At 67.5% G+C, this 12,175-nt stretch carries 14 protein-coding genes; 6 read left to right on the forward strand and 8 right to left on the reverse strand.

All coding sequences use genetic code 11. The annotated features are described in order from the left end of the window. Window positions 1-71 precede the first annotated feature (71 nt). The 4 genes from KCG34_RS00745 (at window position 72) to clpA (ending at window position 4,534) form a co-directional block, all read left to right on the forward strand. Window positions 72-509: a phasin family protein gene (locus KCG34_RS00745; RefSeq protein WP_211938508.1), complete on the forward strand. Its 438-nt coding sequence runs from the start codon at window positions 72-74 to the stop codon at window positions 507-509. Between the two features lie 152 nt (window positions 510-661). After that, window positions 662-1,753: a DUF2332 domain-containing protein gene (locus tag KCG34_RS00750; RefSeq protein ID WP_211938509.1), complete on the forward strand. Its 1,092-nt coding sequence runs from the start codon at window positions 662-664 to the stop codon at window positions 1,751-1,753. Between the two features lie 125 nt (window positions 1,754-1,878). Beyond that, window positions 1,879-2,211 (forward strand): ATP-dependent Clp protease adapter ClpS, encoded by a 333-nt coding sequence (gene clpS, locus KCG34_RS00755; protein WP_211938510.1) that lies wholly within the window; start codon window positions 1,879-1,881, stop codon window positions 2,209-2,211. A 10-nt stretch (window positions 2,212-2,221) separates the two neighbouring features. Continuing rightward, complete coding sequence (gene clpA / locus KCG34_RS00760; RefSeq protein ID WP_211938511.1) at window positions 2,222-4,534, forward strand: ATP-dependent Clp protease ATP-binding subunit ClpA; 2,313 nt, start codon at window positions 2,222-2,224, stop codon at window positions 4,532-4,534. 62 nt (window positions 4,535-4,596) lie between these two features. On the opposite strand, the gene KCG34_RS00765 is transcribed toward clpA, so the two are convergent. Beyond that, complete coding sequence (locus KCG34_RS00765; RefSeq protein WP_211938512.1) at window positions 4,597-5,034, reverse strand: HIT family protein; 438 nt, start codon at window positions 5,032-5,034, stop codon at window positions 4,597-4,599. 69 nt (window positions 5,035-5,103) lie between these two features. On the opposite strand from KCG34_RS00765, the gene KCG34_RS00770 reads away from it, so the two are divergent. Continuing rightward, the gene (locus KCG34_RS00770; protein WP_211938513.1) at window positions 5,104-5,676 is read left to right on the forward strand and encodes a DUF5655 domain-containing protein; all 573 of its coding nucleotides are present in this window, start codon (window positions 5,104-5,106) and stop codon (window positions 5,674-5,676) included. A 4-nt stretch (window positions 5,677-5,680) separates the two neighbouring features. Here KCG34_RS00770 and KCG34_RS00775 read toward each other — a convergent pair whose 3' ends face one another. From KCG34_RS00775 to KCG34_RS00800, 6 genes are all read right to left on the reverse strand, one after another. Next, a complete protein-coding gene (locus KCG34_RS00775) occupies window positions 5,681-6,277 on the reverse strand; it encodes a GNAT family N-acetyltransferase (RefSeq protein WP_211938514.1) in 597 nt (198 codons plus the stop codon). Between the two features lie 37 nt (window positions 6,278-6,314). Continuing rightward, window positions 6,315-6,857, reverse strand: a complete 543-nt coding sequence (locus KCG34_RS00780; RefSeq protein WP_249138163.1) for a methylated-DNA--[protein]-cysteine S-methyltransferase — start codon at window positions 6,855-6,857, stop codon at window positions 6,315-6,317. 60 nt (window positions 6,858-6,917) lie between these two features. Beyond that, window positions 6,918-7,382: a PAS domain-containing protein gene (locus KCG34_RS00785; protein ID WP_211938515.1), complete on the reverse strand. Its 465-nt coding sequence runs from the start codon at window positions 7,380-7,382 to the stop codon at window positions 6,918-6,920. A gap of 85 nt (window positions 7,383-7,467) precedes the next feature. After that, window positions 7,468-8,649 (reverse strand): GNAT family N-acetyltransferase, encoded by a 1,182-nt coding sequence (locus tag KCG34_RS00790; RefSeq protein WP_376788229.1) that lies wholly within the window; start codon window positions 8,647-8,649, stop codon window positions 7,468-7,470. After that, on the reverse strand, window positions 8,649-9,425 hold the full coding sequence (locus KCG34_RS00795; RefSeq protein WP_211938517.1) for a glycerophosphodiester phosphodiesterase: 777 nt from the start codon (window positions 9,423-9,425) through the stop codon (window positions 8,649-8,651). The genes KCG34_RS00790 and KCG34_RS00795 overlap by 1 nt, the downstream gene beginning before the upstream one ends. Window positions 9,426-9,435: 10 nt before the next feature. Further along, on the reverse strand, window positions 9,436-9,897 hold the full coding sequence (locus KCG34_RS00800; protein ID WP_211938518.1) for a RidA family protein: 462 nt from the start codon (window positions 9,895-9,897) through the stop codon (window positions 9,436-9,438). 164 nt (window positions 9,898-10,061) lie between these two features. Between KCG34_RS00800 and KCG34_RS00805 the strand changes: the two genes are divergently transcribed. Beyond that, a complete protein-coding gene (locus tag KCG34_RS00805) occupies window positions 10,062-11,522 on the forward strand; it encodes an NAD(P)H-hydrate dehydratase (RefSeq protein ID WP_211938519.1) in 1,461 nt (486 codons plus the stop codon). A gap of 9 nt (window positions 11,523-11,531) precedes the next feature. On the opposite strand, the gene KCG34_RS00810 is transcribed toward KCG34_RS00805, so the two are convergent. Then, window positions 11,532-12,104: a hypothetical protein gene (locus KCG34_RS00810; RefSeq protein WP_211938520.1), complete on the reverse strand. Its 573-nt coding sequence runs from the start codon at window positions 12,102-12,104 to the stop codon at window positions 11,532-11,534. Window positions 12,105-12,175 lie beyond the last annotated feature (71 nt).

Consider the following 12,175-nt stretch of genomic DNA (forward strand, 5'->3'; position numbering starts at 1 on the left):
ATCTACGGCATAACGCCGGTCGTCGCGGACCTGCTCCCCCACCCTCAAGACCGCCGACAGGAGATTTCGACATGGCCACCGGCGCCGAGACCCTCAAGACCACGGCGGAGAAGTACACCGCCGCCAGCAGCCAAGCGTTCAAGGACGCGGTCGACAAGTCGCTGACCGCCCTGAACGAGATGAACGCCGCTTCCAAGCAGAACCTGGAAGCCTTCGTGGCTTCGGCCACCGCCGCCACCAAGGGCGCGGAAACCCTTGGCTCGCAAGCGATCGCCTTCTCCAAGAAGAGCCTGGAGGACAATGTCGCCGCGGCCAAGTCGCTGACCAGCGCCCGCAGCGTGCAGGAAGCCGTCGAGCTTCAGACCACCTGGGCAAAGTCGGCTCTGGAAACCTATATGGCTGAGCTGAACAAGGCCTCGGAGACCGTGGCCGCCGCGGTCAAGGAGAGCCTGACCCCCCTGAACGCCCGCGTCACCGCCGCGGTCGAAAAGTTCCAAGCGGCCCGCTGAGCCGCTTCGGACCGGTAACCCGGTCCACCGCGAAGTGTAGGGCCTGGGACGATCTGTCCCAGGCCTTTTTCGTGTGCAGTGCAAGAGCCGCCCGAGTCGTTGATGGGACCAATCAAGATTTATTGATCCCCCGCGGCCGCTAAGATGGCCGCATGAGCCAGGATTTCAGCGGCCTGAAGCAGGCGTTCGACTTCCAGAGGGCGGCCTGCGCCCATCTTGGGTCGCCATTTTCGGCGCGCGTGCTGGCGATTCTCGACTGGGACATTCAAGCCGGCGGCGCCTATGCCGGCTTTGTGAGGCCCTGGGCCGGCGCCGATCCGGCCCAAGCGCTGAGCGACGTAACGCCGCTGCGCCTGCTGGCGGCGCTTCACTACCTGGCGCTCAGCGGCGCCGGCGCCGGCCTGGCCGCGGTCTATCCGGCGAACGGGGCGGACGCTGAGGAGGACGCCTTGCGCGCCGCCATCCTGCGCGCCGGCGAGCTCCATCGCGGGGTGATCGAGGGCTTCATGCCTTCGCCGCCGCAGACCAACGAGGTGCGCCGCTCGATCTGCCTGCTGGGCGGGTTCATGACGGTGGCCCGGGAGACCGGGTCGCCGCTGCGCTGCCTGGAGATCGGGACCAGCGCCGGCCTCAACCAGAATTGGAATCGGTTCCGCTACCGCCTGGGCGAGGTCGCGACCTGGGGGGACGCGGATTCGCCGGTGCTGATCGACGCCGAATGGCGCGGCGAAGCGCCGCCCCTGGTCGACCTGACTGTGGCGGAGCGCCGCGGCTGCGACCTGCGGCCGATCGACACCGCCGATCCCGACCAGGCCCTGCGCCTGCAGGCCTATGTCTGGGCCGACCAGGCCGACCGGCTGGAGCGGCTGCGCGGGGCCATCGCCCTGGCGCGGCTCTACCCGCCGACCACCGACCAGGGCGACGCGGCGGACTGGGTCGAGGCCCAGGCGAGGCCGCGCCCGGGCATGGCCACCGTGCTCTATCATTCGGTGGTCTGGCAGTACCTGCCGGCGGCGACTCAGGCGCGGATCACGGCGGCGATCGAAGCCGCCGGCCGCGAGGCGACACCCGAGTCGCCGTTCGCCTGGCTGAGGATGGAGCCGGACCCCACGGGAATCGCCAAGCCCATGGAAATCCGGCTTTCTCTGTGGCCCGAGGGGCGCGAAGCCGTGCTCGCCAGGGTGCATCCCCACGGCGCTATGGTGTCATGGTTGAGTTCGGGCGCCGACGCCGCGGTCATTTGACGCGCGGTTGTGATTGAATCGTCCCGGCGACGAATTGAACCCTTCCAAACCGGCGCGGTTTCCATATCTAATTCACCATGCGAAGCGGTTTCGCACGCGGCGCCCCTTGGAGAGAGAACTTATTGATGGCCGAGCGAAAGCAAGGTGATCAGGGCGGAACGGGCGCCGGCGTCGGGATCGTCACCCAGACCAAGACGAAGACGCAAAAGCCTTCGCTGTACCGGGTCCTCATCCTGAACGACGACTACACTCCGATGGAGTTCGTGGTCTACGTGCTGGAAAGGTTCTTTAACAAATCGCGTGAGGATGCGACCAGGATCATGCTGCACGTGCACCAGCACGGTGTCGGCGTCTGCGGTGTTTTTACCTACGAGGTGGCCGAGACCAAGGTCGCCCAAGTGATCGATACCGCCAGGCGTCACCAACATCCGTTGCAATGCACCATGGAAAAGGACTGAGAGGTCTCAATTGCCGTCATTCTCACGCAATCTCGAAGAGTCCATCCACCGCGCCGTGGCTTACGCCAACCAGCGTAAGCACGAGTATGCGACCCTCGAGCACCTGCTCCTCGCGCTCATTGACGACGCCGACGCGTCGGCGGTCATGAACGCCTGCGACGTCGACCTGACGGCGCTGAAGAAGAGCCTGATCAACTACCTGGACACCGAGCTGAGCTCGCTGGTGGTGGACGACGGCGAGGACGCCAAGCCGACCGCCGGGTTCCAGCGCGTCATGCAGCGCGCGGTGATCCACGTGCAGTCCTCGGCTCGCGACGACGTCACCGGCGCCAACGTGCTGGTGGCGATCTTCTCCGAGCGCGAGAGCCACGCCGCCTATTTCCTGCAGGAGCAGGAAATGACCCGCTACGACGCGGTCAATTTCATCGCCCACGGCATCGCCAAGAAGGCCGGCGCCTCGGAGGCGCGCCCGGTGAAAGGCGCGACCGAAGGCGAGGAAGAGGGCGGCAAGCCGGCGGTCAAGACCGGCGGCGAAGCCCTGGAGGCCTACTGCGTCAACCTCAACGAGAAGGCCAAGCAGGGCAAGGTCGACCCCTTGATCGGCCGCGCCGGCGAGGTGGAGCGCTGCATCCAGATCCTGTGCCGCCGCACCAAGAACAACCCGCTGCTGGTCGGCGACCCGGGCGTCGGCAAGACCGCCATCGCCGAGGGCCTGGCGCGCAAGATCGTCAACCACCAGGTCCCTGAGGTGTTGAACGGGGCGACCATCTTCTCGCTGGACATGGGCTCGCTCCTGGCCGGCACCCGCTATCGCGGTGACTTCGAGGAGCGGGTCAAGCAGGTGGTCAAGGAGTTGGAGAACCACCCCAACGCCATCCTGTTCATCGACGAGATCCACACGGTGATCGGCGCCGGCGCCACCAGCGGCGGGGCCATGGACGCTTCGAACCTGCTCAAGCCGGCCCTGGCGTCGGGCACCCTGCGCTGTATGGGCTCGACCACCTACAAGGAGTTCCGCCAGCACTTCGAGAAGGACCGCGCCCTGGTGCGCCGGTTCCAGAAGATCGACGTCAACGAGCCGACCATCGACGACACCCTGAAGATCCTCAAGGGCCTGAAGACCTACTACGAGGACTTCCACAAGCTGCGCTACACCAACGAGGCGCTGAAGGCGGCGGTGGAGCTGTCGGCCCGCTACATCACCGACCGCAAGCTGCCGGACAAGGCGATCGACATCATCGACGAGGCGGGCGCCTCGCAGATGCTGCTGCCGGAATCGCGGCGCAAGAAGACCATCGGCCTGAAGGAGATCGAGTCCGTCGTCTCCAAGATCGCCCGCATTCCGCCCAAGTCGGTCTCCAAGTCCGACACCGAGGCGCTGAAGCAGCTGGAAGGCGACCTACGCCGCGCGGTCTATGGCCAGGACGACGCCATCCATCAGTTGTCCGCAGCGATGAAGATGGCCCGCGCCGGCCTGCGTGACCCGCAAAAGCCGATCGGCTGCTACCTGTTCTCGGGTCCTACCGGCACCGGCAAGACCGAGACCGCGCGCCAGCTGGCCGACACCCTCGGCATCGAGCTCCTGCGCTTCGACATGTCGGAATATATGGAGCGGCACACGGTCAGCCGCCTGATCGGCGCGCCTCCGGGCTATGTGGGCCATGATCAGGGCGGGCTTCTGACCGACGCCGTCGACCAGCACCCGCACGCCGTGGTGCTGCTGGACGAGATCGAGAAGGCCCACCAGGACGTTTACAACATCCTGCTTCAGGTCATGGACCACGGCTCGCTGACCGATGCGGTGGGCAAGAAGGTCGATTTCCGCAACGTGGTCCTGATCATGACCACCAACGCCGGCGCCTCCGACGCCCAGCGCAACTCGATCGGCTTCGGCCGTGGGCGCAGCGAGGGCGAGGACGAGGCGGCGATCAAGCGGATTTTCACGCCGGAATTCAGGAACCGCCTGGATGCGGTGGTGGCCTTCAAGTCGCTGACGCCGGAGATCATCCGCCAGGTGGTGCACAAGTTCGTGCTGCAGCTGGAGGCTCAACTGGCCGACCGCCACGTCACCGTCTCGCTGGACGACGACGCTGCCGACTGGCTGGCCAAGAACGGCTTCGACGAACTCTATGGCGCCCGGCCGCTGGCCCGGGTGATCCAGGAGAACATCAAGAAGCCCCTGGCCGACGAGATCCTGTTCGGCCGGCTGGTCCGCGGCGGCCACGTCCGCGTCTCGCTGAAGGACGGCAAGCTGGCCTTCGACTTCGAAGGGACCGGCGGCGGCCAGACGGCGGGCGAAGAGGAGCCGGCCCTGGCGGAGTAGGGCGGGTTCCAAGATCAGATAGGAAAGGGCGGTCCTCGCGGGCCGCCCTTTTCATTGGCGCCTCAGCTGATCTGCCCCGCGATCAGGTGCGCGAGTTCGGCCAGTTCTTCCGGATTGGCCATGGCGCCGCCGGCGTGGCGGCCGAGGGGCACGCCTTCCCAGCGCGGAATGATGTGGAAGTGCAGGTGGTAGACGGTCTGGCCGGCCGGGGCGCCGTTGAACTGGGTGACCACGATGCCGTCGGGCTTGAGGGCGGCGTTGACCGCGTGGGTGACCCGTTGCACCCCTTGGATCAGATGGGCCAGGTCCTCCGGCTCGATATCCAGCAGGTTGCGCGCCTTGCTCTGCTTGGAGACCACCAGGGTGTGGCCGCGGCTCTGGGGAAACACGTCCATGAAGGCCAGCACATGGGCGTTCTCGAACACCCTGGCCGAGGGCAGCTCGCCGCGGACGATCTTGGCGAAGATGTTGTTCTCGTCATAGTCGCCGTTGAGGCTCATGGTTGCGGTCCTCCGCGCTGCGGGCCAGTCTCGCCCCATGTCCTAGCAAACCCCCGGGGGCGGTGGAACATGGCCGAAGCCAGCCTGACCGAGCGCCAACGTAAATGGTTCGAGTCCGTCAGGGCCAATCTGGAGCAGGCCACCGGCAGATCCTTGCCCGAATGGGTTGCGATAGCCCGGACCTGCCCCGAGGCCGGCCATCGGGCCCGCCTGAAATGGTTCAAGGATGTCCACGGCCTGGCCCAGAACCGGGCGAGCTATGTGCTGGGCGAAGCGTTCGGCGCCGAAATGGCCTGGGACGAGCCCGACAAGCTGCTCGATGCGCTGTGGAAGGATCCTGCCGCCCGGGCAGTGTTCGAGGCGGTGCGCGAGCAGGCGGGCGCCCTGCCGGGTGTGGTGATGGGCGCGCGCAAGACCTACACCGCCTTTTCCCGCAACATCCAGTTCTGCGCCCTCAAGCCGGTGAAGGGCGGCGTCTCGCTGGGGCTGGCGGTTCCGGCCGATGAGAGCCCGCGGCTGAAGCCCCGTGGCAGGAGCGAGAATTGGGCCGAGCGCCTGACCGCGAACCTGTTGCTCACCGGCCCGGCGGATGTCGACGGCGAGGTGGCGGCCTGGCTGCGGCAGGCTTGGGAAGCCTGCTAGGGCTTCATGCCCGCGGCTTCTGCATCTGGAAGGTCAGGTGCGAGCGCACCGCCGGCCACTCGCCCGCGATGATCGAATAGACGCAGGTGTCGCGCAGGGTCCCGTCCGGGCTGCGGATGTGGTTGCGCAGGACGCCGTCCAGCTTGGCGCCCAGGCGCTCGATCGCTCGCCGGCTGGCGTGGTTGAAGAAGTGGGTGCGGAACTCGACGGCGATGCAGTCCAGGGTTTCGAAAGCGTGGCGCAGCAGCAGGAACTTGGCCTCGGTGTTCAGCGGCGAGCGCTGCACCGCCTTGCGGTACCAGGTCGAGCCGATCTCGACCCGCCGGCTGGCGGCGTCGATGTTCATGTAGGTGGTCATGCCGACCGGCCGGCCGCTCGCGGGCTCGATCACGGCGAAGGGCAGCATGGAGCCCTTTTCGCGCAAGCCCAGGCGTCGATCGATCTCGGCCGCCATGCCCTCGGGCGATGGAATGTTGGTGTACCACAGCCGCCAGAGCTCGCCGTCGCGCACGGCCTCCACCAGGGCGTCGTGGTGCGCGGGGGTCAGGGGTTCCAGGCGAACATGCTCGCCGCTCAGGGTGATCTCGTCAGGCCAAGACATGCAGTAAGTGTGATCTCAGATCGTGGGTCTGGCAAGCTCAGCCGAACAGCGAAGGCTGGCCGCCCGGGAAATAGCCCTCGATCGCCAGCATCCGTTCCTTGGTGTTCACCCCGCCGGGAGCCGAGAAGCCGGTCATCTTGCCGCCGGCGCCCAGCACGCGGTGGCAGGGCACCACGATCGGCCAGGGATTTCGGCCCATGGACTGGCCCACCTCGCGCGCCAGCAGCTTGTCGCCCAGCCGCTCGGCGATCTCGCCATAGGTCAGGACCTCGCCCGGCGGGATCGCCCGGGCGACCGCATAGACCCGGCGATCGAAGGCGGAGACCGTTTCGAGATCCAGGTCGATGTCCGAAAGGTCGATCCGCTGACCGGCCATCAGGGCCTTGATGCGCTCGATCGCCTCTTGAACGTACGCTGGCGGTTCGGCCTCGGCGAGGTCGGGGAAGCGCCGGCGCAGGGCTGTGAGGGCGGCTGAACCGTCAGCCTCTGGCAGCATAACACGCACCAGCCCCTGCTCGCGCCAGGCAAGGCCGCAGGCGCCGATCTCGGTCTGGAAAAAGCAGAAGCCCGTCATGCTCATGCGCGGAATGTAGTGGGCCGCGGGCCGGTTCGCTCGCGGTTTTCGGACTCTTCCAGTCGGCTAGAGATCCTCAGCGCCGACGAGTTCGGTGACGTCGTGGGCGACGCCATAGACCAGGTCGCCGAACAGGCGCGAGGTCCATTCGAGTCGCCGATAACCACCGGAGCGGCGCCGGTAGCGGTTGGAAAAACCACCGGCGCCGCGGCCGCTGCGGACCGCCTCCATGCGATCGTGCGTGGCCCAGACATCGGCCGGATGGACCAGCCGGAGCAGCGGCGCGCCCTGCAACTCGCTCAATCGGAAGTCCAGATTGGCCTCCCAGGATTGGCTCAATTTGACGAATCGGCCGCGCAGGTCGCGGATGCAGAGCAGATACCGGGACTTCAGCTGTAAGGTCGGATCGAGCAGAGGCGCCTCGGCCATGGCGGCCGTATAGTCCCGCCACTGAGCCGCCGAAACTCCGCTCTGATGGAAGTGGTCGATGTGTTCGGCGAGCAGCGTGTCGAGCCGGCCGATCTCGTCCAAATCAAACCTATTCTGCGACTTCATGCGGAAACCGGGAGAAACAATACGTTCGTACTTAGATTCGGATTCGGGTCGATGGGCGACGTCAAGTTTGCGGCGTATCGCCGCCCCCCTGGCGGAAGGGCGAATATTCCTCCTCCAGCCACTCCATCTCGCCCTGCACCCGGTCGCGCTCCTGCGCCAGGAAGCGGGCGACCGGGTCGCGCAGGGCCGGGTCGGCGATCCAGTGGGCGGAATAGACGGGCGAGGGCAGATAGCCGCGGGCGATCTTGTGCTCGCCCTGGGCGCCCGCCTCGACCCGGGGCAGGCCCCGCAGGATCGCCTGCTCGATGGCCTGGTAGTAGCACAGCTCGAAGTGCAGGAAGGGCACGTCCTCGACGCAGCCCCAGTTGCGGCCATAGAGGCAGTCGGCGCCCATCAGGTTCAGGGCCCCCGCGATCCAGCGCCCGCCGCGGCGGGCCATGATCAGCAACACCTGGTCGGCCATGCGCTCGCCCAGCAGCGAGAAAAACAGCCGGTTCAGATAGGGCCGGCCCCACTTGCGCCCGCCGGTGTCCATGTAGAAGGCGAAGAAGGCGTCCCAGTGGTCCTCGGTGATATCCGCGCCGGTCAGGGCAAGGATTTCGAGCCCGGCCTGGGCGTCGCGCCGTTCGCGGCGGATGGTCTTGCGCCGGCCGGACGAGAGCGCCGCCAGGAAGTCGTCGAAGGTTGAATAGCCCTGATTACGCCAGTGGTATTGCAGGTTCTGCCGTTGCAAGAGGCCCTGTTCGCCCAGGAACCGCCAATCCTCGCCGGTGGGGAAGTTGACGTGGAGAGAGGAGGCGCGCGCCCGCTCGCAGACCAGGAGGGCTCCGCCCAACAGCACCCGGCGCGCCGCCTGCGCATCGACATCCGGCCGCACCAGCATCCGCGGCCCGGTCACCGGCGAGAACGGCGAGGCGCACAGCAGTTTTGGATAGTAACTCCCGCCGGCCCGCTCGTAGGCGTCGGCCCAGGCGTGGTCGAAGACGTATTCGCCCTGGCTGTGAGATTTCAGATAGAGTGGCATCAACGCCGCAACCCGGCCGGTCTCGTCCTCGACGGCGATATGGCGAGGCCCCCAGCCAGCGCGTTCGACCGCGCAATTGGACTCTTCCAGGGCGTCCAGGAAGTGGAAGGCGACGAAGGGATTGGCCTGGTAATCGGGATTGCCGGCGCAGGCGTCCCACGCTTCGCGGCCGATTTCGCTGATCCGGCTGTGAATCCTCACAGCCGGCTTGACGCTGATCACGCGGCGAAACCCTCGAAGATCAGGTTGTCGCAATGCGGCTTCAGCCGGTCCCACTCCTCGGTGCTACGCACGGTCCAGGCGATCACGGGCATGCCCTGGCGGCGCAGTTCGGCCGCCTTGGCGCTGGGCAGCATGTCGACCCCCAGGGCCAGGAAATGCGGCCGGGCGATGGATACGTGTTCCAGCCGCGCATAAGCCTGCCTCTGCTCGGGCGCCAGCTTGCGGGCCCCCTCGTCGGCATAGCCGTAGCTGTCGAGCCCGCGAAGAATCTTGGGGTGGTGCTGGGCGAACCAGGCATGGGAATAGGGGTTGAAACCGATCACGGCCACTGGGCCGTTGTGATCGATCAGGACCTCGTGCACCCGCTTCTCCAGCGGCCCGACCTCGCCGGCGGGGATCTTCAGCTCGATCTGCACCATCGCCCGATGGCCGACCAGGGCCAGGGCTTCGGTCAGGGTAGGGACTCCCTCGTCCGAGCCGTTCAGCCTGAGTTCGGCCAGGTCGGCCGCAGTATGGTCGCCGATCCGACCGGGCGCGCCGGTCATGCGCTCCAGCTTGCCGTCGTGGAACACCATGGCTTCGCCGTCGGCCGAGAGCTGCACGTCCAGCTCGATCCCGTAGCCGTGGGCGCAGGCGGCCTGGAAAGCGGCCAGGGAATTTTCCGGCGCGCCATCACCGTTCCACAGCCCCCGGTGGGCGACCGGAGGCTTGAACAGCAGGTCCCAGGCTTCGCCGAACCTGGACCTTGGATCGAGCTCGTCTGTCAGGCTCATCGGACCTCCCTCAGCGAACCTCCACCACCGCGTCGACCTCGACGGCGAAATTCAGCGGCAGCCGGTAGACGCCCACAGCCGAGCGGGCGTGCCGCCCCGCCTCGCCGAAGGCCTCGACCATCACGTCGGAACAGCCGTTGACCACCTTCGGGATGTCGAAGAAGTCCGGCCCCGCCTGGACGAAGCCGCCCAGCTTGACCACCCGCACCACGCGGTCCAGGTCGCCGTCGCAGGCGGCGTTCATCTGGGTCAGAAGGTTGATTCCGCAGAGTCGCGCCGCGCGCTGGGCGGTTTCCAGGTCGACATCCTGGCCGACCACGCCGCGCACGCCGCCGTTGGCGTCCACAGACACCTGGCCGGAAATATGCACCAGGGCGCCCGCGCGCACGAAGGGAACATAGTTGGCCACGGGGGCCACGGGCTGCGGCAGGATGATCCCAAGGCTGGCAAGGCGTTGCGCGACGGCGGACATGAAAACTCCTTTGGCTCAGGCGGCCCTCTTATCGCGCGTCCGCCTGCTGGGCGATACCAAATCACCGTCAGCGCCTGCCGTCACCTTATCCTTGCAAGATACCTTTCCCGAACGCGTCGGCTCGCCTAATTCGGGGTGGCATCTGCGCCAGCCGGGACGAAACCATGGCCGACCACGATATCCTCACTGTCGCCGAGATGACCGCGGCGGACCGGGCGGCGATCGAGGCGGGGACGCCGGGCGCGGTGCTGATGGCCAGGGCGGGTCAGGCGGTCGCCGCGGCGATCCAGGCGCGCTGGACGGCGCGGGACACGGTGGTGCTGTGCGGGCCGGGCAACAATGGCGGCGACGGCTTCGTGGTCGCGCGGCTGCTAGCCGCCGCGGGCTGGCCGGTGCGCGTGGCCCTGCTGGGCGATCGCGGCCAGCTGAAGGGCGACGCCGCGCTCGCTGCAGCGGAATGGGACGGGCCGGTCGAGGCCCTCGTGCCGCGGTCGATCGGCGATGCGAAGCTGGTGGTGGACGCCGTGTTCGGCGCGGGGCTTTCCAAGCGCCTCGACTCCATCGTCGCCGAAACCCTGCGCCTGGCCGAGACCAGCGGCGCGGTGGTGGTCGCCATCGACCTGCCCTCAGGCCTCTCGGGCGACCTCGGCGGGCCGCTCGGCTACGCGCCCAAGGCGGACCTGACAGTCACCTTCCATCGCAAGAAGCCGGCCCATGTCATTGAACCGGGAAGGGGATTGTGCGGCGAGGTGGTGGTCGGCGACATCGGCCTGGCCCCGGTCCCGACCAGCCTGGTGGAGAACCATCCCGACAATTGGGCGGCCAAGATGCCCTGGCCGGACGCCGCCTCGCACAAGCACGCCCGCGGCCGGCTGATCGTGATCAGCGGCGAGATGTGGAGCACGGGCGCGGCGCGCCTCGCCGCCCGCGCCGGCCTGCGCATCGGCGCCGGCCTCGTGACCTTGCTGTCGCCGCCGGACGCCCTCGGTGTCAACGCCGCCCACAGCGAGGCGGTCATGCTGCGCCCGTTCGACACCGACCTGGAACTTGAGACCGCCGCCGGCCACGCCGACGCGGCGATCATCGGCCCGGCGGCCGGCGTCAATGAGGCCACAGTGGCCAATCTGTTCGCTCTGGCCCGCACCGGCGCGGCCCTGGTGGTCGACGCCGACGCCCTGACCGCCTTTCGCGACGATCCGGCCGAGCTGTTCTCGGTGCTCGACCGCGACGACGTGCTGACCCCGCACGTCGGCGAGTTCGAACGGATTTTCCCGGGACTGCTGAAGTCGGCGCCCGAGCGGATCAGCGCCGCGCGCCAGGCGGCGGCCAAGGCTCACGCTGTGGTGCTGATCAAGGGGCCGGATACGGTGATCGCCGCCGCCGACGGCCGCTGCGCGGTCAATACCAACGGCTCGGCCTGGCTGGCCACGGCCGGCTCGGGGGATGTTCTGGCCGGCTTCATCGGCGGCCTGATCGCCCAGGGCATGGACAGTTTTGAAGCCACCTGCGCAGCGGTCTGGATCCATGCGCGGGCGGCGGAGTTGCACGGCCCGGGCCTGATTTCGGAAGACCTGCCGGGGCTCGCCCCCCAGGTGCTCAGGGAATTGATCGCCTGGCCTGGCTGAGGCTTCGCGTCAAGCCGTCGGCTTCCACTGCGTGTTCTGCATCTGGTAGTTGCGTAACTGGTCGGCGGACTCGTTGTGCTCCTCGGTTGCGCGGGATTCGTAAGCACTGTCAAAGGGTTGCCAGTAGCAGTCGACGTTGCCTTTGAAACCCGGATAGACGCGGTGGATATAGTCGGCGAAGGCCGCGTCGCGCGGGGTCGTGTCGTGCTTGGGCGAGCCGGGGAAGGGGGCGGAATAGAAGGTCCGCTTGTGGGCGTCGTCGGTATAGCGGCACCAGCCATAGCCGGATGGATCCAACGCAGCGCCGTAAACGGGATTCCTGGCCGTGGCGACGTTGGGGTCGGCCGGGAGGGGCGTGGCTGGCGGGTTATAGGGCAGCACGTTGGGGCGAGCGCCGTAGGGGGTCTGGCCGTTGCCCGGCTGAGCGGCTCCGTTGGGATTGGGTGCGGGGGTGGCCATCGGATGCTGCTGCGGATAGAGCACCGGCGGCGCGGGCTTCTGGCCATAGATCTGAGCGCCGGCCTGGCTCCCCGCGGCGACCGCCAGTAGCAGCACGCCCAGCCCAATCGACCCGATCCGCATCGTCACCGCTCCTGCACGCCCTTTGGCCCGATCCGAAACGCGCGGGCCAGCGAAAAGCTTCGCCTTAGCCA

Source organism: Phenylobacterium montanum, from assembly GCF_018135625.1.
In the GTDB taxonomy this organism is placed as follows: Bacteria; Pseudomonadota; Alphaproteobacteria; order Caulobacterales; family Caulobacteraceae; genus Poindextera; species Poindextera montana.